At 69.8% G+C, this 20,337-nt stretch carries 13 protein-coding genes and 1 pseudogene; 10 read left to right on the top strand and 4 right to left on the bottom strand.

The annotated features are described in order from the left end of the window. Positions 1–89: 89 nt before the first annotated feature. The 7 genes and pseudogenes from ACIQ7Q_RS04595 to ACIQ7Q_RS04565 all read left to right on the top strand — a co-directional run bounded on the left by ACIQ7Q_RS04595 (position 90) and on the right by ACIQ7Q_RS04565 (position 8,602). On the top strand, positions 90–1,499 hold the full coding sequence (locus ACIQ7Q_RS04595) for an FAD-dependent monooxygenase (RefSeq protein WP_403856167.1): 1,410 nt from the start codon (positions 90–92) through the stop codon (positions 1,497–1,499). A gap of 457 nt (positions 1,500–1,956) precedes the next feature. After that, positions 1,957–2,814 (top strand): alpha/beta fold hydrolase, encoded by an 858-nt coding sequence (locus tag ACIQ7Q_RS04590; protein ID WP_403856165.1) that lies wholly within the window; start codon positions 1,957–1,959, stop codon positions 2,812–2,814. A 473-nt stretch (positions 2,815–3,287) separates the two neighbouring features. After that, complete coding sequence (locus ACIQ7Q_RS04585; RefSeq protein ID WP_403856163.1) at positions 3,288–5,309, top strand: M4 family metallopeptidase; 2,022 nt, start codon at positions 3,288–3,290, stop codon at positions 5,307–5,309. Between the two features lie 201 nt (positions 5,310–5,510). Continuing rightward, a pseudogene (locus tag ACIQ7Q_RS04580) lies at positions 5,511–6,196 on the top strand (response regulator). A 52-nt stretch (positions 6,197–6,248) separates the two neighbouring features. Next, on the top strand, positions 6,249–6,995 hold the full coding sequence (locus tag ACIQ7Q_RS04575) for a Clp protease N-terminal domain-containing protein (RefSeq protein ID WP_403856161.1): 747 nt from the start codon (positions 6,249–6,251) through the stop codon (positions 6,993–6,995). A gap of 60 nt (positions 6,996–7,055) precedes the next feature. Further along, positions 7,056–8,150, top strand: coding sequence for a sensor histidine kinase (locus tag ACIQ7Q_RS04570; protein WP_403856159.1), 1,095 nt, complete (start codon positions 7,056–7,058; stop codon positions 8,148–8,150). Between the two features lie 29 nt (positions 8,151–8,179). Further along, positions 8,180–8,602, top strand: a complete 423-nt coding sequence (locus tag ACIQ7Q_RS04565) for a hypothetical protein (RefSeq protein ID WP_403856158.1) — start codon at positions 8,180–8,182, stop codon at positions 8,600–8,602. A gap of 25 nt (positions 8,603–8,627) precedes the next feature. Here the strand turns inward: ACIQ7Q_RS04565 and ACIQ7Q_RS04560 are convergent, their stop codons facing one another. After that, positions 8,628–10,073 (bottom strand): NCS2 family permease, encoded by a 1,446-nt coding sequence (locus tag ACIQ7Q_RS04560; protein ID WP_403856156.1) that lies wholly within the window; start codon positions 10,071–10,073, stop codon positions 8,628–8,630. Positions 10,074–10,348: 275 nt separating this feature from the next. Here ACIQ7Q_RS04560 and ACIQ7Q_RS04555 point away from each other — a divergent pair, with 275 nt between their 5' ends. After that, positions 10,349–11,026: a helix-turn-helix domain-containing protein gene (locus tag ACIQ7Q_RS04555; RefSeq protein ID WP_403856154.1), complete on the top strand. Its 678-nt coding sequence runs from the start codon at positions 10,349–10,351 to the stop codon at positions 11,024–11,026. A 67-nt stretch (positions 11,027–11,093) separates the two neighbouring features. Here ACIQ7Q_RS04555 and ACIQ7Q_RS04550 read toward each other — a convergent pair whose 3' ends face one another. The 3 genes from ACIQ7Q_RS04550 to glgP all read right to left on the bottom strand — a co-directional run bounded on the left by ACIQ7Q_RS04550 (position 11,094) and on the right by glgP (position 16,093). After that, the gene (locus ACIQ7Q_RS04550) at positions 11,094–11,600 is read right to left on the bottom strand and encodes a DinB family protein (protein WP_403856152.1); all 507 of its coding nucleotides are present in this window, start codon (positions 11,598–11,600) and stop codon (positions 11,094–11,096) included. A 350-nt stretch (positions 11,601–11,950) separates the two neighbouring features. Further along, positions 11,951–13,204, bottom strand: coding sequence for an alginate lyase family protein (locus ACIQ7Q_RS04545; protein WP_403856150.1), 1,254 nt, complete (start codon positions 13,202–13,204; stop codon positions 11,951–11,953). Between the two features lie 216 nt (positions 13,205–13,420). Then, a complete protein-coding gene (glgP, locus tag ACIQ7Q_RS04540; RefSeq protein WP_403856148.1) occupies positions 13,421–16,093 on the bottom strand; it encodes an alpha-glucan family phosphorylase in 2,673 nt (890 codons plus the stop codon). A 350-nt stretch (positions 16,094–16,443) separates the two neighbouring features. On the opposite strand from glgP, the gene ACIQ7Q_RS04535 reads away from it, so the two are divergent. Further along, on the top strand, positions 16,444–18,567 hold the full coding sequence (locus ACIQ7Q_RS04535; protein WP_403856146.1) for an alpha-1,4-glucan--maltose-1-phosphate maltosyltransferase: 2,124 nt from the start codon (positions 16,444–16,446) through the stop codon (positions 18,565–18,567). After that, entirely contained in the window at positions 18,564–20,282 is a 1,719-nt protein-coding gene (treS, locus tag ACIQ7Q_RS04530; RefSeq protein WP_403856144.1) for a maltose alpha-D-glucosyltransferase, read from the top strand. The genes ACIQ7Q_RS04535 and treS overlap by 4 nt, the downstream gene beginning before the upstream one ends. The last annotated feature ends 55 nt before the right edge of the window (positions 20,283–20,337 follow it).

Raw genomic sequence — 20,337 nt, 5'->3', positions numbered from 1 at the left:
CGGGCCTACGGTTGCCAACAAGCGTTGACCAACACTCGTTGGCACACCACAGCGGACCGACAGCAGTCGGCCACCCCGGGGAGGCAGTCGTGCAGCACACGAAGACCGACACGGACGTTCTGGTCGTGGGTTCCGGCCCCACCGGCCTCCTGCTCGCCGGCGACCTCGCCGCCGCCGGCGTGCGGGTCACCCTCGTCGAGCGCCGCCCGCACGGCATCAGCAACATGACCCGGGCCTTCGGCGTCCACGCCCGCACCCTCGAAGTCCTCGACGCCCGCGGCCTCGCCGACGAACTGGTCGACAAGGGCACCCCGCGCACGCGGCTGCGGCTGTTCAACCGACTCTCCCTCGACCTGGGCCGGCTGCCCTCCCGCTACCCGTACCTGCTCATCACTCCGCAGTATGAGGTGGAGCGCCTCCTGGAGCGCCGGGCGGTGGCCGCCGGGGTCGACTTCCGCTACGGCACGGAACTCGGCGGGCTGCGTCAGGACACCGACATGGTCACCGCCGAGATCACCGATCCCGACGGCGGGCCCGCCACCCTCACCGCCCGGTATCTCGTCGGTGCCGACGGCATCCGCAGCGCCGTCCGCACCGCCCTCGGACTGCCCTTCCCCGGCGTCTCGGTCATCCGCTCCATGGTCCTCGCCGACGTCAAGCTGGCCGAGGAGCCCGAGGAACTGCTCACCGTCAACGGCGTCGGGGACGCCTTCGCCTTCATCGCCCCCTTCGGCGACGGCTGGTACCGCGTCATGGGCTGGAACCGCTCCCGCCAGGTCCCCGACAGCGAGCCCGTCGACCTCGACGAGGTCCGCGAGATCGCCCGTCTCGCCCTCGGCACCGACTACGGCATGCACGACGCCCGCTGGATCTCCCGCTTCCACAGCGACGAGCGCCAGGCTCCCGCCTACCGCTCCGGCCGCGTGTTCCTCGCCGGGGACGCCGCCCACGTCCACTCCCCCGCCGGCGGCCAAGGCATGAACACCGGCCTGCAGGACGCGGCCAACCTCTCCTGGAAACTCACCGCCGTCCTGCGCGGCGACGCCTCCGACCTCGACGCGCTGCTCGACAGCTACCAGTCCGAGCGTCACCCCGTCGGCGCGACAGTGCTGCGCAGCAGCGGTGCCGCCGTCCGGCTCGCGATGGCCCGCACCCCGCTGCAGCGCGCGTTCCGCGCCGTCGTGACGAGCCTGATCGGCGCGATACGCCCGGTTTCGGACAAGGCGGCGGGCATGCTCAGCGGCATCGGCATCGCGTACGGAACCGGCCCCGCCGCGCACCGCACCGGAGGCCACCGCGCGCCCGACGCGGCGCTGGACCGCGGCCGGCTCTACGAACTGCTCCGCGACGGATCGTTCGTCCTCGTCACCCCCCAAGGCGCCGACGCGCCCGCCGCGCCGAAGGCCCCCGGCGCGGTCACCACCGCCACTTGGGCCGACCCGGCCCGCCGCACCGCGATGCTGGTCCGCCCCGACGGCTACGTCTACTGGGAGGGCTAGGGCCAATGCAGCTGGCTTGACAAGGCCCACGAGGCTTTGACCTGCGACAATGCTGCGTTCAGGAGGTCCCGGAAGACAGCAACGTCACTGGTGTGGGGACTGGGAGAGCGGAGCACCAACGCCGAGGAGCGCCACCGCAATGTCGGTGGCGCTCCTGGCTCGTGCGGGGTGGTCAGCCGCGGTCGGCGTTCTTCGGAACCCCGCCCCGGAAGTCTTCCGTTCCAGTGGTTGTCGCAACACCCCAGCTCAAGGTGTGCGATGGACTTCGAGATCCGGAAGAACCAGGGGGTAGTCGCCTGTTGTGTGAGCAGCGTCGCTCATGCGGGGGTACCACTCCCAAGAGCAACTGCCGGGGACTGGACGCAGCCGTGACGCTCTCGAGAGCCGAGACCCTGGCAACGAGCACATCGTGAAAACCCAGTTGCCCGATCCGAACGCCGCTGACAATGTCCCGGCCATGCCTAGCTTCTCCGCGCACGACGGGACCAAGCTCGCCTACCACGTGTTCGGAGACGGCCCTCCGGTGCTCTGCCTGCCCGGAGGCCCGACGGATTCCGCATACCTCGGCGACCTCGGCGGCCTCTCCGCCCACCGGCAGTTGATCAGGCTGGACCTCCGGGGCACCGGCCAGTCCGCGACGCCACCAGACACCGCCTCCTACCGCTGCGACCGACTCGTCGACGACGTCGAGGCCCTGCGCAAGCACCTCGGCCTCGCCCAGATGGACCTGCTCGCGCACTGCGCCGGCGCCAATCTCGCCGCGCTCTATGTGAGCCGCCATCCGGAAAACGTCAGCAAGCTCGCGCTGATCACGCCAAGCGTCAGGGCCGTGGGCCTCACGATCGCAGGAGAGCTCCGGCTGGAGACCGCACAGCTCCGCCGGAACGAACCCTGGTTCCCGGAGGCGTTTGCGGCCCTGGAGGCGATCGTGGCGGGCAAGGCCACCGTCGACAGCTGGAAGACCATCGCACCGTTCTCCTACGGCCGCTGGGACGAGGCGGCCCAGGCGCATCAGGCCGCCGGGGACGAGCGGATGAACCCACAGATCGTCGCCGCCTTCGGCGCCGAAGGCGCCTTCGCCCCGGATACCACCCGCACCGCACTCGCCCAGTTCACCCCACCGGTCCTCCTCCTGGCCGGGGAAGCCGACCTGGGAGCCCTTCCCCACACCATCGCCGAGTTCGCGGAGCTCTTCCCGAACGCCGAACTCATCGTCCAGCCCGCCGCCGGACACTACCCATGGCTCGATCACGCCGACCGGTTCATGGCGACCATCACAGCGTTCCTGGGACGCACCACCAACCCGTCGTCATAACCCAGCGGTTGAAGTTCCGGACGTAACCAGGTGGCACAACGGAATGTAACCGCCCACGGCGTTTCCGCAGGATCCGGTGCTACCGATCGAGGGGAAGCCACACCGACCGGTGCGGAATGAGCCACAGCCCGGACGGCCGATGGAACCGGAAGGCCGCCCTCGGGGTGGCTCGGGTTCACAGATGCAGGGTTTCCGGCGAACTGCCGCTCGCTTTCCGGGCGGCTCCTGACGAATTGCGGACCCCGAGCGGGCAACGATCCACGAAACGTCCGCTTAACGAACATGACCTGTCGGGCAACGGACGAATTCCGGCCAACTTCTTGTCGCGCTCCTGACAGAACGCGTTCACTGCTGCCAGTCTTCCCCCGATCCACGCACTACTGCTCCGCATGCATCCACGCACCACTGCTCCGCATGCTCTGCCCGGCCGACCCACCCAGCCGACCGGTACCCCCCTCGCAGAAGGAGTCCGCGTGAGACCCACGCATCGCCGGCGCGCCACCGCGACCGGAGCCCTCATCGCAACCGCCGCCCTCCTCGCGGTCGGCTTCCAGACCGGAACCTCCGTCGCGGCCCAGCCCGAGGCCCCCGTCGCGGCGAAGGCGGGCAAGGCCGATCCCGGCGCCCTGCCGAAGAGCCTGACGCCCGCTCAGCGGGCCGAGCTGATACGGGAGGCGTCCGCGACGACGGCCGCCACCGCGAAGGAACTCGGACTGACGGCCAAGGAGAAGCTCGTCGTCCGGGACGTCGCGCAGGACCGCGACGGCACGACGCACACGCGCTACGAGCGGACCTACGACGGGCTGCCGGTCCTCGGCGGAGATTTCGTGGTCGCCGAGTCCGCGTCGGGCGCGACCGAGGCGGTCACCAAGGCCTCCCGTGCCGCGCTGAAGAACATCGACACCAGCGCCGACGTCGCGCCGGCCACAGCCGAGAAGCAGGCCCTCGGCGCCGCCAGGGCCGAGGGCTCGAAGTCGGCCAAGGCGGAGCGGGCGCCCCGCAAGGTCGTCTGGATGGGCACGGGCAGCCCCACACTCGCGTACGAGACCGTGGTCGGCGGGCTCCAGCACGACGGGACCCCGAACGAGCTGCATGTGGTCACCGACGCCGCCACCGGCGAGAAGCTCTTCGAGTGGCAGGCCGTCCACAACGGCACCGGCAACACCCAGTACGGCGGCCAGGTCACCCTCGGCACCGCCCCGTCGTACACACTGACCGACACCACCCGCGGCAACCACAAGACGAACAACCTCAACCGCGGCACGTCGGGCACCGGCACGCTGTTCTCCGGCGCGGACGACATCTGGGGCGACGGCACCCCGCAGAACGCCGAGACCGCAGGCGCGGACGCCCACTACGGCGCGGCCCTCACCTGGGACTACTTCAAGAACGTGCACGGTCGCAGCGGCATCCGCGGCGACGGCGTCGGCGCGTACTCCCGCGTCCACTACGGCAACAACTACGTCAACGCGTTCTGGCAGGACAGCTGCTTCTGCATGACGTACGGCGACGGCTCGGGCAACAGCAAGCCGCTGACGTCCATTGACGTTGCCGCGCACGAGATGACGCACGGCATCACCTCCAACACCGCGGGCCTCATCTACAGCGGAGAGTCCGGCGGCCTCAACGAGGCGACCAGCGACATCTTCGCCGCGGCGGTGGAGTTCTCCGCCAACAACGCACAGGACGTGGGCGACTACCTCGTCGGCGAGAAGATCGACATCCGGGGCAACGGCACGCCGCTGCGCTACATGGACAAGCCCAGCAAGGACGGCTCGTCCAAGGACTACTGGTACGCCGGCATCGGCAACGTGGACGTCCACTACTCCTCCGGCCCGGCGAACCACTGGTTCTACCTGCTCTCCGAGGGCAGCGGAGCCAAGACCGTCAACGGCGTGAACTACGACTCGCCGACGTCGGACGGGCTGCCGGTGACCGGCATCGGCCGCGAGAAGGCCGCGCTGATCTGGTACAAGGCGCTCACCACCAAGTTCAACTCCCGCACCGACTACGCGGGCGCCCGCACCGGCACCCTCGCGGTCGCGACGGAGCTGTACGGAGCCTCCAGCGCCGAGGTCAAGTCCGTCACCGACGCCTGGGCCGGCATCAACGTCGGCTCCCGCCCCGGCGGACCGGACCCCGGCCCGGGCACGGTCTTCGAGAACACGGCCGACGTGTCCATCCCGGACAACGGCGCCGCCGTGACCTCCTCGGTCAACGTCACCGGCCGCACGGGCAACGCCCCGTCCGCCCTGAAGGTCGACGTGGACATCGTGCACACCTGGCGCGGTGATCTGGTCATCGACCTGCTCGCCCCGGACGGCACCGCGTACCGCCTGAAGAACTCCAGCGGCTCGGACTCGGCGGACAACGTCAAGGAGACCTACACGGTCAACGCCTCGACCGAGACCGCCAACGGCACCTGGAAGCTGCGGGTCCAGGACGTGGCCCGCTACGACACGGGCTACATCAACAGCGTGAAGCTCACCTTCTGACCCACTGAGCCGCACGAGCTGACGCACCACTCATGAAACTGGGGCGCTGCCCAGGGACGCCGCAAAGGCTCCCGGGCAGCGCCCTTCCATGGTCCGGTGGTCGACAGGGGTACACCGCGGACGGCGACGTGCAGTGGGCCGAGCCGATCGGAACTGGGCCGCCGGGACGGACGGGACGAAGGGCATGTCTAGGCTGGCCGCATGACCGATCCCGACACCGAGCACCGCACTCCCGCTCGCGTCCTGCTGGCCGACGACGAGGCCATGATGCGGGCCGGCATCCGGGCGATCCTGGCCGCCGACCCGGGCATCGAGGTGGTCGCGGAGGCCGGTGACGGGCGGGAGGCCGTCGATCTCGCCCTGGGGCACAGGCCGGAGTCGCGCTGCTGGACATCCGGATGCCGCGGCTCGACGGACTCGGCGCGGCCGAGGAGTTGCGGCGGGCGCTGCCCGGCACCGCCGTCGTCGTGCTCACCACGTTCTCGGAGGACGAGTACGTCGAACGGGCGCTGTCCGCCGGGGTCGACGGGTTCCTGCTGAAGTCCGGCGACCCGCGCGAGCTCCTCGCCGGGGTGGCGGCGGCCGCCCGGGGCGCCGCCTGCCTCTCCCCCGACATCGCTCGGCGGGTGATCGACCGGCTCGACACCGGCCGGATGTCACGGACCACGGAGGCGAAGGCCGCGCTGGAGCCGCTGACCGGCCGGGAACGGGAGGTGGTGGCGCTCGTCGGGGCCGGCCTTTCCAACGCGGAGATCGCGGCGCGTCTGTTTGTCGTCGAGGGCACCGTGAAGGCCCATGTCAGCGCCGTGCTCGGGCGGCTGGGGCTCAGGAACCGGGTTCAGCTGGCGATCCTGGCGTACGAGGCAGGGCTCACCGGTCGACACTGAACACGACAACCAAGGGTTGACGATGCAGCTACCGTCAACCTAAGGTTGTCGCATGACAGATCCAGTCCGCATGACTCATCCCGTCCGGCTCGACGATCTGATCGACGCCATCAAGAAGGCGCACAGCGACGCGCTCGACCAGCTCTCCGACGCGGTCATCGCCGCCGATCACCTCGGCGACATCGCCGACCATCTCATCGGCCACTTCGTGGACCAGGCGCGGCGTTCGGGCGCCTCGTGGACCGACATCGGCCGTTCCATGGGCGTTTCCAAGCAGGCCGTCCAGAAGCGTTTTGTCACCAAGGAGTCCGACCAGCCCCTCGACCTCGACCCGGCCCAGGGCTTCGGCCGCTTCACCCCCCGGGCGCGGAACGTGGTCATGGCCGCCCAGAACGAGGCGCGCTCCGCCGGAAACGCCCAAGTGGGCCCGGAGCACCTCGCGCTCGGCCTGCTGGCCGAGCCGGAGGGCCTCGCCGCCGACGCGGTCACCGCCCAGGGCGTGACCCTCGACATGGTCCGTGGCTCCGCCACCACGGCGCTGCCCGCCCCGTCCGAGGAACTGCCAGAGGTCATCCCGTACGACGCGAGGGCCCGCAAGGCGCTCGAGCTCACCTTCCGCGAGGCACTGCGGCTCGGCCACAACTACATCGGCACGGAGCACATCCTGCTGGCGCTGCTGGAGGCGGAGAACGGCGCGGGCCCCCTCTCCGGTCTCGGTCTGACCAAAGCCGCCATCGAGCAGCACATCACGGAGAAGCTCGCGCCCTTCCTCAACGCACAGAACGCACAGAAGGAGTGAGGAACATGCCCCCACTTTTGTCAGGGGTCCGAGCCGCGGGCCGTTTGGCAAGGTGGGGGCATGCGAAGACAGCGGGCCCGGGAGCATCTCACCGACCTGACCCTGTGGGCCGTCCTGGCCGGTTCCGTGGCGCTCAAGTCCGATCCGAACGACGGTGGCTCGTGGTGGCAGGTGGGGCTCGGCGTCCTGCTGACCGGCGTCGCCCTACTGCTGTGCCGCACACGGCCGTTGGCATCGCTGTGCATCGTGATCGCCCTCAGCGCCTGGCAGAGCCTGGAACTGCTCACACTCTCGTACGCGGTGGCGATGGCCGCCTTCGGCCTTCTCGCCGGACGCCGTACGGCAACGGCCCGGCCGGCCCTGTTCACCTTGACCGGCATCGCCGTCGCCGACCTGGCCCTCTCCCTCCTGCTCGCCGACCTCTGGACCTGGTTCGCCCAGCTCGCCACGTTGCTGTTCGCCGTCGTGGTGCCGTGGCTGCTGGGCCGCTATGTGCGTCAGTACGCCCAGTTGGTCGCCGCCGGCCGGCAGTTGGCCGACCGAATGGAGCGGGAGCAGCAGGCGGTGGCCGACCGGGAGCGGCTGCGTGAGCGGTCCCGGATCGCCGAGGACATGTACGACTCCCTCGGCCACGAGCTCTCACTGATCGCGGTCCGGGCCGCCGCCCTCGAGGTCGACCCGGGCCTGGACGAGCGCCGGCAGGCAGCGGCGGGAGAACTGCGCCGGGCCGCCGCGGACGCCACCGCCCGGCTGCGGGACATCATCGGAGTACTGCGCGCGGAAGAGGCCGCCCCGACCGCGCCCGCCGGGGAGACGGTCACCGCTCTGGTGGACCGGGCCCGGGACTCCGGCATGACGGTCGACTTCACAGACGAGGGCGCACCGACCGCCCTGCCGCCGATGACGGACCGGGCGGTGCACCGCGTTGTCCAGGAGTCCCTCACGAACGCCGCCAAACACGCGCCGGCGCCGCGGTCCGCGTACGGGTCACGCACGACGCCGCGGCGGTCCGTGTCGGCGTGTCCAACCCGCCGGGCCGGCCGGACCCGTTCCTCCCCTCCGGCGGCACGGGGCTCGTGGGCCTGGACGAGCGGGTCCGGCTGGCGGGCGGAACCCTCACGCACCGGCGGACCGACGACGGCGGGTTCGCCGTAAGCGCCCGCCTGCCCCTGACCCCCGGGGCCGTGACGCCGCCGGCCCCGGCATCGTCCACCTCCGCACGGGAACTGGACCTGGCCCGCCGGCGGGTGCGGCGGGGGCTGGTGCAGGCGATCGCCGTGCCGGTGACGGTCGCCGCCGTCCTCGTCGTTCTGATCCTCGCGTTCCGGATGTACAGCGACACCCGCACGGTCATGGACCGCGACCAGTACGACCGCATCCGGATCGGCGACACCCGCGCGGACGTCCTGACCCGCCTGCCCCGCCTCTCCCTCGACGGCGCGCCCGCCGGGGTCGACCCCGAGCCGCCGGACGCGGGCGACTGCGAGTACTACCGCGCCGTCAAGTACGAGTCGGCGCCCGCGTATCGGCTGTGCTTCAAGGACGACCGCCTCGCCTCCAAGGCGGTCGTGACCGACGTCGACAACGAGGAGGGCCTGCCGCGTTGAGCCCGCGGCAGGCCTCGCCGTGCGGCTACTTGATGCCGAGGAGCTGCTCCAGCGGGTCGATGGCGAAGTAGACGAGGAAGAGCGCCGCGGTGCCCCAGAGCAGCCAGTGCACCTCACGGGCCTTGCCCAGGCACGCCTTGATGAACACGTAGGCGATGAAGCCGGCGCCGATGCCGTTGGTGATGGAGTAGGTGAACGGCATGACGACGATGGTCAGGAAGGCAGGGACGGCGACCTCGTAGCGGTCCCAGTCGATGTGCTTGACCTGGGTCATCATCAGGAACCCGACCGCGACGAGGGCCGGAGCCGCGGCCTGGAGGGGCACCATCGTCAGGACGGGGGCGATGAACAGGGCCAGAGCGAACAGGCCGCCGGTGACGAGGTTGGCGAAACCGGTCCGTGCGCCTTCACCGACACCGGCGGCGGACTCGATGTAGGTGGTGGCGGACGAGGAGGAAGAGGCGCCACCGGCGACGGCGGCCGCACCGTCGATGAGCAGAACACGGCCCAGGTCGGGGACCTGACCCCGCTCGTCGAGGAGTCCGGCTTCGGCGGTGACGCCGACGACGGTGCCCATGGTGTCGAAGAAGTCGGACAGGATCAGGGTGAAGACGAGCAGGACGACCGTCAGCACGCTGACCTGACCGAACGAGCCGAACAGGTCGAAGTTGCCCAGCAGCCCGAAGTCGGGGGCGGCGAAGGGCTTGTCGGGCAGGGCGGGCGACGTCAGGCCCCAGGACTTGACGTCGGCGACCGCGTTGACGACAAGGGCGACGAGGGTCATCACGACGATGCTGATGAGGATGGCGCCCCTGACCTTGCGGGCGAGGAGAACGATGGTCAGCAGCACACCGAGGCAGAAGACGAACATGGGCCAGCCGGTGAGGGCGCCGGTGCCGAGCTGCACGGGCACGGTGGTGTTCGCGGAGTCCGGGATGCGGGTGACAAAACCGGCGTCGACGAAGCCGATGAACGCGATGAACAGGCCGATGCCGACGCTGATGGCTTGTTTGAGGGGCTGCGGAATGGCGTGCATGACGGCCTCGCGCAGACCGGTCACCACCAGTACGCAGATCAGCAGGCCTTCGAGCACGATGAGGCCCATCGCGTCGTCCCAGCTCATCAGGGGGGCGACCTGGAAGGCGACAACGGCGTTGATGCCGAGGCCCGCGGCGAGGGCGAGCGGCAGGTTGCCGCCCACGCCCATGATCACGGTCATGACCGCGGCCACCAGCGCCGTGGCCGTGACCAGTTGGCCGGCATCCAGCTGATCGCCGAACTTGTCCTTCGCGCTGCTCAGGATGATCGGGTTGAGCACGAGAATGTACGCCATGGTGAAGAACGTGGCGAACCCGCCGCGTATCTCTCTGGCGTATGTCGAGCCTCGTTCGGTGATGCGGAAGAACCGGTCGAGCGGGCTGCCTGTTCCGGTGGGCGGCCCGTCGGCCGACCTGGTCGCGCTGTTCTGCATGACGGCGTCTCCTGAGCCTGCAACGTGAAGGGGGAAGCTTGACGGCGCCTTGGACAAGCGCGTTCACATCCGTTGTGCGAACACACATGCGGCACCTCGCCGAGCGGATAATACGTGGCATGACGCGATCTACAACCGCCCAGGAAAGGACGGGGATTGCCGGTTTCATAGCTCCCTGTCGGTTCCTACGAAATCGCCGACGACCTATCCCGCATACCGGGATGCAGCCGACAGTGGCCATGGAGTAGCGGCGAGTAACCGCCTACTCTCACCCCGTGCCTGAACCCCTGCCCTTCAACGCGCGCGCCGCCCGCACCCTGCGCGAGAAACTCGGGATGGCGCCCGGCCACGTCGCCTACGGCATGCGCGCCTCCTTCGGCATGGCCCACATCACCCCCGAGCACGTCACCGCGTGGGAACAGGGCCTCGCCCTGCCGACCGCCGAGGAGCTCACCGCGCTGGCCGGCGCCCTGTGGTGCGCGCCCGGCGAACTCATGGGCCGCCCGCGCACCTTGCGCGAACACCGCCTCGCCCGCGGCATTCCCGCCGAGGACGTGGCACGCGGCACCGGCCTCACGCTCGAGGCCTACCACCGCATGGAAGAAACCGGCCAATGGACCGGCGACAAGCGGCAGTCCGCCGCGCTCGGCAGCGTCCTCGGACTTCCCGCACGGGACTTCATCGCCATCACCGGCCTCGAGGACGAACTCGCCCGCCTCCTCACCGAAGCCGTCTCCACCCGCTGGCAGGCCCACGTCCGCGCCATCGCCAAGCTCGTCGCCATGGACCGCCGCGTCCTCCAGGACCCCTTGCGCTCCATGCAGCAGGAATACCAGCTCCTCATGGCCGCAACCCTCAGCCGAGGCGGCGGCACCACGGCCTCCGGCGAGGCCGGGCGACGCTACGTCGACGAGATCGTCGACCACTTCTGGGCGCGGCTCCCGGACCACTGAGCGGGACCGCGGCCGCGCGACACAGACCAGGCGGCGCCCCCTACGCCGTGACGGGCCGCACCCTGCTTCAGCCGCCTGTCGCGCCGCCGAGGACTTGCTCGCGAAGGATGTCCGCGTGGCCGCAGTGCTGGGCCAGTTCGCGCAGCGTGTGGAGATAGACCCAACGCAACGGCAGCGGGCCTCGGCGGTTGCCCTGAACGAGGTCGTCCAGCGCAAGCTCCGCCGTGGCCCGGCGGGACGCCGCACAAGCCTGCTGGTAGGCGCGCTGGACCGAGGCGATCGTGTCGTCGTCGTGGAGATCGAACGACTCGTCGGGCGTATCCGGAATGCCGATCTCGGTACGGGACCGGCAGGTGATCGCCTCGTCGAACCAGACCTTCTCGACGACTGTGGCGTGCTTGACCAGGCCGAGCAGCGTGGTCTTGGACGTGACCAGCGACCGGCGTGCTTGCTCTTCGGTCAGCCCGTTCAGGCAGTCGTGCAGCGCGGATCGATGCTCATCGAGGAACACCTCGAACTGATCGCGGAGCGCTGCGTGGAAGACCGCTGGTTCCGTCGAGGGCTGGAATGTCATGACCGCAACGATAGGTTGCGCGGCACCTCCCCGTGGGGCGATCGTTCAGGCCGTCGGCGGAGGCTGCCCTGCACGACCGCTCAGGTGAAGGGAGTTCAGGACGGCCATGTCGTCCCCGGAACGCAGGTTCTCCTCGACCTGGCCGCGCGGCAGCCCCGGGGGTGGCATGGGGCAGCCATGGACCAGACGGGTCCCGCACGGTCCCACACGGGTCCGACTCCGGGCGGTGATCAGGGCTGGGGCCGCGCCGGTCTCCGCCCGGGCTCTCCGGGTGCTCGCGCATTCCTGCGCACAGCACCCGGATCACCGCGAGGAACGGCTCCCCTGAACTGCGGCCAAAGAGACGCGACCTAGTTCGGGTTGCCCGCGTGCGTCAGCGTCTCCCACGCGACGAACAGGTTGTTCGTGCCGGCCGGGCGCTGCTGTTCGGTCAGGCGCTGGGTGTTGGTCATGGTGTGACCCATACGGCCCGCCAGGGCGTTGTAGCCGACCTCGGTGATCGGGCCGAGCTTGTCCTTGAGGCTGCCGCCGCACAGGTTGCCGGGTACCGGCTCCGCTCCGAGCTGGTACTTGGCGTGCAGTCCGAGCGTGTGGCGCAGCCTGTCGGCGATCTCCGGGTAGAGGTCCTGGCCCTGGATGCGGCTGGTCTCCGCGATGTGAGAGATCGCGGAGAAGCCGTAGCCCGCGTGAGTCAGGTCGCGGCAGGTCTCCTGGCTGAGCCCGTTCCAGGCGAACGTCGACTGGCCCTGCCAGTAGCTGACTATCTCGTCGCGGGTGTCGAGCCCCGAGCCGGGCGCCGCCTTGGGCAGGGAGCCGTCGCTGGTCAGGTAGATGTACGCCTGGACACGTCCGCGGAACTTGGCGACGGCCTTGTCGTAGGCGGCGCGGTCCTCGAGGAAGACCGCGATGCCGAGGGCGGCCTCCGTCATGCTCAGCTCCCAGTTGCCGTTGGAGTGCGAGCCGTTCGTGACCTCGGGCAGATAGACGTTGCGCAGCATGGTCGCGAAGCGTCCGGAGTTCGGCCAGCCGCCCGTGTACGTGTACTTGATGATCTCCGCGGCGCGGGGCCACGAGGATCCGGCCCAGCCGGTCTGCAGGGGTGCGTTGCTGTTGGTGTGGTCCCTGATGACGGCCGACCAGGCGTCCATCAGCTCGATCGACTTCTTGGCGTACCGGCTGTCGCCGGTGATGTACCAGGCCAGCGCGGTGGTGTAGGCGGCGATGGCGTCCTCGCGCTCGTCGGTGCAGCCAGAGTTGGGGTTGGAGTACGAGCCGCACTCGACGACCGCGCGGGGCATGGGGGTACGGGAAAGCGAGGCGTACTTGCTCGCCATCATCTGGTCGTACGCGGCCTTCCAGGGCTGGGTGCCGGCCTGCACCTTGCCCTTGGTGAAGTCGAGTTGGGGGCGGCTGACGAGGACGCCGGGGTGAGTGAAGGCGGCGGGTGCGGCCACGGCGGCCGCCCGGGCGGCCTCGGGCGGCTGTCCCGCGGAGGCGGAGGACATGAGGGCCGCGGCGAGGGCGCCGGCGACGACGGTGGAGAGGGTGAGTACGAGGGCTCTCGGCCGGCGCAGGGCGTGCCTGGGGGTGGATCCGGTGCGCATGGGGGTGCCTTCCGGTCGTGGGGAGTGAGCACGGCAGGTCCGCCGCTTCACCGACTCGGTTCATCCACATGAACATTGAGTGCGAGCGTGAACACCGAGATGCGTGCAGAAACTAGGGGCATCCCATGAGCACGTCAAGACGCGGAGTTCACGCCATGAAAGAAGACGCCCCCTGCCCGGACGGCCGGGCAGGGGGCGTGCGACGTGCGGAACGGGTCAGCGCATCAGTACACCCGCGGCCTCTCGGGTGGTCTCCGTCGGCACCGCGACAAGACCCAGGTCCGCGCCCGCCGGGATCAGCCGGTGCGCGGGCAGGATGCGGACCGTGTAGCCGAAGGGGCCGGTTCGGTCCAGCGCCAGCGGCCCCTCGTAGACCCAGCGGCCCTCCATGTCCGGGCCGCTCGCCGGCTTCAGCGGGAAGCTCTGGGCGTCGCGGATGGCGTCGTCGGAGTCGACACGGCCCGCGACCACCTGCACCTCCACGTCCTCCGGCTGCAGTTCGCCGAGCGCCGCCTGCACGCGCAGCGTGAGCGTGGAGCCGAGGCCCGCCGTCGAAGAGCCGGCGGCGGCGTCCTGGTCGACGGCCTCCACGTGGTCGACGGCGACCTGCCGCCATGCGGCGCGCACGCGGGCCTTCCAGGCCGCCAGCTCCTGCGCACTGGTGGCGTCCAAGGCGCGGTGCGCCTGCGCGGCGGGGGCGTACAGCCGCTCCACGTACTCGCGCACCATGCGGCCGGCGAGCACCTTGGGACCGAGTGTGGTCAGCGTCCGGCGGACCATCTCGATCCAGCGGTCGGGCAGTCCTCCTGTGCCCCGGTCGTAGAACCGCGGGGCGACCCGGTCCTCGATCAGCGAGTACAGCGCCGCCGCCTCCAGCTCGTCGCGGCGGTCCTCGTCGGTGGACGCGCCGTCGGCGGTGGGGATGGCCCAGCCGAAGTCGGGCTCGTACCACTCGTCCCACCAGCCGTCGAGGACGGAGAGGTTGAGGGCTCCGTTCAGTGCGGCCTTCATGCCGCTGGTCCCGCACGCCTCGAGAGGACGCAGCGGGTTGTTCAGCCAGACGTCGCAGCCCGGGTAGAGCTTCTTCGCCATCGCCATGCCGTAGTCCGGCAGGAAGACGATGCGGTGGCGCACCCGCGGGTCGTCAGCGAACCGCACCAGCTCCCGCACCAGTCGCTTGCCGCCGTCGTCCGCGGGATGCGCCTTGCCCGCGACGACGATCTGGATCGGCTGGGTGGGGTGCAGCAGCAGCTCCGTCAGCCGTTCCCGGTCACGCAGCATCAGGGTGAGACGTTTGTACGACGGCACCCGGCGGGCGAACCCGATGGTGAGCACCTCCGGGTCCAGCACCCCGTCGATCCAGCCCAGCTCTGCCGCGCCCGCGCCGCGCTGACGCCAGGAGGCGCGCAGCCGGTCGCGCACCTCGTGGACCAACTGCTCGCGCAGCGAACGGCGCAACTCCCAGATGTCGGCGTCGGCGATGTTGGCGACGGAGTCCCAGCGCTTGGAGCCGCCCACGGACAGGGCGTCCTCAGCCCGGCCGGTACCGATCTGTCGGGCGCCGAGGCGGAAGACCTCGGGGGCCACCCAGGTGGGTGCGTGCACACCGTTGGTGACGGAGGTGATGGGCACCTCCGCGGCGTCGAAGCCCGGCCACAGACCGCTGAACATGCTGCGGCTGACGGCCCCGTGGAGCTCGGATACGCCGTTGGCGCGCTGGGCGAGCCGCAGGCCCATCACGGCCATGTTGAAGACGCCGGGCTCGCCGCCCGGGTAGGACTCCATGCCGAGCTGCAGCACCTTGTCGACCGGTACGCCCGGCAGCTCCGCGCCCTCCGCGAAGTGGCGTGCGACCAGCTCGCGGTCGAAGCGGTCGATACCGGCGGGCACGGGGGTGTGGGTGGTGAACACGGTACCGGCACGCACCGCCTCCAGTGCGGCGTCGAAGCCGAGGCCGGAGCCGCCGTGCTCGGGCGGTTCGGCCAATTCGCGGATGCGTTCGAGGCCGAGGAATCCGGCGTGGCCCTCGTTGGTGTGGAACACCTCGGGCGCGGGGCGCCCGGTGAGCCGGCAGTACGCACGGACCGCCCGTACGCCGCCGATGCCGAGCAGCATCTCCTGCAGCAGCCGGTGTTCACTGCCGCCGCCGTACAGCCGGTCGGTGACGTCACGGGCGCCGGGCCCGTTCTCCTCGACGTCGGAGTCGAGCATCAGCAGCGGCACACGGCCGACCTGCGCGACCCAGATGTGCGCGTGCAGCGAGCGGCCGCCGGGAAGGGCAAGGGACACCCTGGCCGGGGCCCCGTCCGCCTCGCGCAGCAGACTCACCGGCAGCTCGTTCGGGTCGAGCACGGGGTAGTGCTCCTGCTGCCAGCCGTCGCGGGACAGCGACTGGCGGAAGTATCCGTGCCGGTAGAGCAGTCCGACGCCGATCAGCGGCACCCCGAGATCGCTGGCCGCCTTGAGGTGGTCGCCGGCGAGGATGCCGAGGCCGCCGGAGTACTGCGGAAGGGCGGCGGTGACACCGAACTCGGGCGAGAAGTAGGCGATGGCGGTGGGGAATTCGGGCGTGTTGGGGCCGCCGTGGCCACTGTTGACCTGGTACCACCTTCGGCCGTGCAGATACTCGTCCAGGTCGTCGGCTGCGGCGGCGACTCTGCGCAGAAAACGACGGTCCTTGGCCAGTTCGGCCATACGGGTGGCCGACACGTTCCCGAGCAGCCGCACGGGGTCGCCGCCGACGGCCCGCCACCCCTCGGGATCGACGGTCTGGAAGAGCTCTCGGGTCTCGGTGTGCCAGGACCAGCGCAGATTACGCGCGAGGTCGCTGAGCGGCCCGAGCGGTTCGGGGAGAACGGGGCGGACGGTGAATCGACGAATGGCCTTCACAAGTTCACCTTCGCAGGGGAGGTACACATCCGAGCGGACGCAGGACGGTGCGTCCTTTTTCCGTCATTTCAGAAAGTATCGGTCCCGGGGCCTCCCGGACCACGGCGCACAGGGGTCCGGCAGGCGCACGGGTGTGACCGGCGCGTGAGCACCCGTCAGGAGGGGCACGTTCCGCCCACGTGGCGGGCCGGTCTCTTTTCGTGTGTCTTGTGCGACCCCCTACGTCCTAGTAGTTAACACATCACCGGATTGCCCACCCGAAGGGCGTGGGAAGGCTCCCGGTACGCAGGCGAGCACCACCCGATCGGCTTCCTTGCCGTCCACCCGAGTGAACGCGGACAGGAGCGGACATGCCCTCAGCCCGCCAGTCACCGACTCAGCAGATACAAATAAAACGCCGTCATATGAGACCCAGCTCGCACAAACGAGGACAATCCGCTCCATCCAACCTGCCCGCACAGCCCTCAGGTGATGTCGTGAACTCGCTCATCGGTCGCATCCCCGTCCTGGACGTTCGCCCACTCGTCGACTGCGGCAGAAGGCCCGCGAAAGCCGTGGCGGGTGAGACCTTCCAGGTCACCGCCACGGTCTTCCGCGAGGGCCATGACGCCGTAGCCGCCAACGTCGTGCTGCACGACCCGAAGGGCCGCCCCGGTCCCTTCACCCCCATGCGGGAACTCGCCCCCGGCACCGACCGGTGGGGCGCGGAGGTCACCCCCGCCACCGAAGGCCTCTGGACGTACACCGTCGAGGCCTGGAGCGATCCCGTAGCCACCTGGCGGCACCACGCCGGTATCAAGATCCCCGCGGGGATCGACACCGAACTGGTCCTGGCCGAGGGTGCCGCACTCTACGAGCGCGCCGCCACCGGGGTGCCCAAGAAGGACGGCCGGGAGGCCGTGCTCGCCGCGGTCGACGCGCTGCGCGACACGGCACGGCCCGCTGCGGACCGGCTCGCCGCGGCACTCGCGTCCGATGCCGACGCGGCGCTTTCGCGCCATCCGCTGCGCGAGCTGGTCAGCGCCTCGCCTCCGCTGCCCCTCCAGGTGGAGCGCAGGCGGGCGCTCTACGGCTCCTGGTACGAGCTGTTCCCCCGGTCGGAGGGGGCCGTCGTCAACGAGGGCGAACCGCCGGCCTCCGGCACCTTCCGCACCGCTGCCGAACGGCTGCCGGCCGTCGCGGCGATGGGCTTCGACGTGGTCTACCTCCCCCCGATCCATCCGATCGGCACCACCCACCGCAAGGGCCGCGACAACTCCCTCGAAGCGGGCCCCGACGATGTCGGTGTGCCCTGGGCGATCGGCTCCGCCTTCGGCGGCCACGACGCGATCCACCCCGACCTCGGCACGCTCGCCGACTTCGACCACTTCGTGACCGCCGCCCGCTCGCTGCGCATGGAGGTCGCGCTCGACTTCGCGCTGCAGTGCTCCCCCGACCACCCGTGGGTGAAGGAGCACCCGGAGTGGTTCCACCACCGGGCGGACGGCACCATCGCGTACGCGGAGAACCCGCCGAAGAAGTACCAGGACATCTACCCGATCGCGTTCGACGCGGACTTGCCGGGGCTGGTCCGCGAGACGGTGCGGGTGCTGCGGTTCTGGATGGGCCACGGCGTGCGGATCTTCCGCGTCGACAACCCGCACACCAAACCGGTCGTCTTCTGGGAGAAGGTGATCGCGGAGATCAACGGCAGCGACCCCGATGTCATCTTCCTGGCGGAGGCCTTCACCAGGCCGGCGATGATGCACACCCTGGGCGCGATCGGCTTCCAGCAGTCGTACACGTACTTCACCTGGCGCAACACGAAGCACGAACTGACCGAGTACGTCACGGAGCTCTCCGGCGACGCGGCGTCGTACATGCGGCCGAACTTCTTCGTGAACACCCCGGACATCCTGCACGCCTACCTCCAGGAGGGCGGCCGGCCCGCCTTCGAGGTGCGGGCCGTGCTCGCCGCGACCCTGTCGCCCTCCTGGGGCGTGTACGCGGGCTACGAGCTCTGCGAGAACGTGCCGCTTCGGACCGGCAGCGAGGAGTACCGGCACTCGGAGAAGTACGAACTGCGCCCGCGCGACTGGGAGTCGGCCGAGCGCGAGGGCCGTACGATCTCGCCGCTGATCACGGCTCTCAACCGGATCAGGCGCCGCCATCCCGCCCTCCAGCAGCTGCGCGACATCCACTTCCACCACGTCGACAACGACCGGATGATCGCCTACTCCAAACGCTGTGGATCGGACGTCGTCCTGGTCGTGGCGAACCTCGACCCCCACCACACCCAGGAGGCCACGGTCTCGTTGGACATGCCGCAACTCGGTCTCGCAGGGGGCGGGACCGTACCGGTGCGCGACGAGCTCACCGGCGAGACCTATCACTGGGGCAGGGCCAACTATGTGCGCCTCGAGCCGGGCATCGCGCCCGCGCACGTCCTCACCCTGCGACCGTCCCAGCAGACCGGAGGGTCACCCACATCATGATCGTGAACGAGCCCGTCCACGACACGTTCGAGGACACCCCAGCGCGCGATCGCGACCCCGACTGGTTCAAGCGCGCCGTCTTCTACGAGGTCCTGGTCCGCTCCTTCCAGGACAGCAACGGCGACGGCGTGGGCGACCTCAAGGGCATCACGGCCAAGCTGGACTATCTGCAGTGGCTGGGCGTGGACTGCCTGTGGCTGCCGCCGTTCTTCAAGTCCCCGCTGAGGGACGGCGGTTACGACGTGGCCGACTACACCTCTGTGCTGCCGGAATTCGGTGACCTCGCCGACTTCGTCGAGTTCGTCGACGCCGCCCACCAGCGCGGCATGCGCGTCATCATCGACTTCGTCATGAACCACACCAGCGACCAGCACCCGTGGTTCCTCCAGTCGCGCACCGACCCGGACGGCCCGTACGGCGACTACTACGTCTGGGCCGACGACGACAAGCAGTACCAGGACGCGCGGATCATCTTCGTCGACACCGAGTCGTCGAACTGGACCTTCGATCCGGTGCGCAAGCAGTACTACTGGCACCGCTTCTTCTCCCACCAGCCCGATCTGAACTACGAGAACCCCGCCGTGCAGGAGGAGATCATCTCCGCGCTGCGGTTCTGGCTGGATCTGGGCATCGACGGCTTCCGGCTGGACGCCGTGCCGTACCTGTACCAGGAGGAGGGCACCAACTGCGAGAACCTCCCCCGCACCCACTCCTTCCTGAAGCGGGTGCGCAAGGAGATCGACGCCCACTACCCGGACACCGTGCTGCTCGCGGAGGCCAATCAGTGGCCGGAGGACGTCGTCGACTACTTCGGCGACTACGCGGCCGGCGGCGACGAGTGCCACATGGCGTTCCACTTCCCGGTGATGCCGCGGATCTTCATGGCCGTACGGCGCGAGTCGCGCTACCCGGTCTCGGAAATCCTGGCCAAGACGCCGTCCATCCCCAGGAGCTGCCAGTGGGGCATCTTCCTGCGCAACCACGACGAGCTGACGCTCGAGATGGTCACGGACGAAGAGCGCGACTACATGTACGCCGAGTACGCCAAGGACCCGCGGATGCGCGCCAACATCGGCATCCGCCGGCGGCTCGCACCCCTGCTGGACAACGACCGCAACCAGATCGAGCTGTTCACCGCGCTGCTGCTGTCGCTGCCCGGCTCCCCGATCCTCTACTACGGGGACGAGATCGGGATGGGCGACAACATCTGGCTCGGCGACCGGGACGCGGTCCGCACCCCGATGCAGTGGACCCCGGACCGCAACGCGGGCTTCTCGTCGTGCGACCCGGGGCGGCTGTACCTGCCGACCATCATGGACCCGGTCTACGGCTACCAGGTCACCAATGTCGAGGCGTCGATGTCGTCGCCGTCGTCGCTGCTGCACTGGACCCGGCGGATGATCGAAATCCGTAAGCAGAATCCGGCCTTCGGTCTGGGCTCGTACACGGAACTGCCGTCGTCCAACCCGGCGGTGCTGGCTTTCCTGCGTGAGTACAAGGACGACCTGGTCCTGTGCGTCCACAACTTCTCGCGCTTTGCGCAGCCCACGGAGCTCGATCTGCGGACCTTCAGTGGACGGCATCCGGTGGAACTCATCGGCGGAGTGCGGTTCCCGCCGATCGGTCAATGGCCGTATCTGCTCACCCTCGCAGGTCACGGCTTCTACTGGTTCCGTCTGCGCAAGGACGCGAAGGCCACCGCGCTCTCAGCCTGAGGTGTCCACGAGGGGGACAGAACCGGTCCGAAAGGCGCCCCCTACTCCGGCGGGG

The organism is Streptomyces sp. NPDC096176, from assembly GCF_044763255.1.
GTDB lineage: Bacteria > Actinomycetota > Actinomycetes > Streptomycetales > Streptomycetaceae > Streptomyces.
Note: the sequence above shows the minus strand (reverse complement) of the source record. Positions and strands in the feature narration are given on the sequence as shown.

Excerpts from the sequence above, each read along its gene's own strand:
- ACIQ7Q_RS04590 (WP_403856165.1), top strand. The coding sequence starts at position 1,957 with ATGCCTAGCTTCTCCGCGCACGACGGGACCAAGCTCGCCTACCACGTG.
- ACIQ7Q_RS04575 (WP_403856161.1), top strand. The coding sequence starts at position 6,249 with ATGACAGATCCAGTCCGCATGACTCATCCCGTCCGGCTCGACGATCTG.
- ACIQ7Q_RS04570 (WP_403856159.1), top strand. The coding sequence starts at position 7,056 with ATGCGAAGACAGCGGGCCCGGGAGCATCTCACCGACCTGACCCTGTGG.
- ACIQ7Q_RS04560 (WP_403856156.1), bottom strand. The coding sequence starts at position 10,073 with ATGCAGAACAGCGCGACCAGGTCGGCCGACGGGCCGCCCACCGGAACA.
- ACIQ7Q_RS04550 (WP_403856152.1), bottom strand. The coding sequence starts at position 11,600 with ATGACATTCCAGCCCTCGACGGAACCAGCGGTCTTCCACGCAGCGCTC.
- ACIQ7Q_RS04545 (WP_403856150.1), bottom strand. The coding sequence starts at position 13,204 with ATGCGCACCGGATCCACCCCCAGGCACGCCCTGCGCCGGCCGAGAGCC.
- ACIQ7Q_RS04535 (WP_403856146.1), top strand. The coding sequence starts at position 16,444 with ATGCCCTCAGCCCGCCAGTCACCGACTCAGCAGATACAAATAAAACGC.
- treS (WP_403856144.1), top strand. The coding sequence starts at position 18,564 with ATGATCGTGAACGAGCCCGTCCACGACACGTTCGAGGACACCCCAGCG.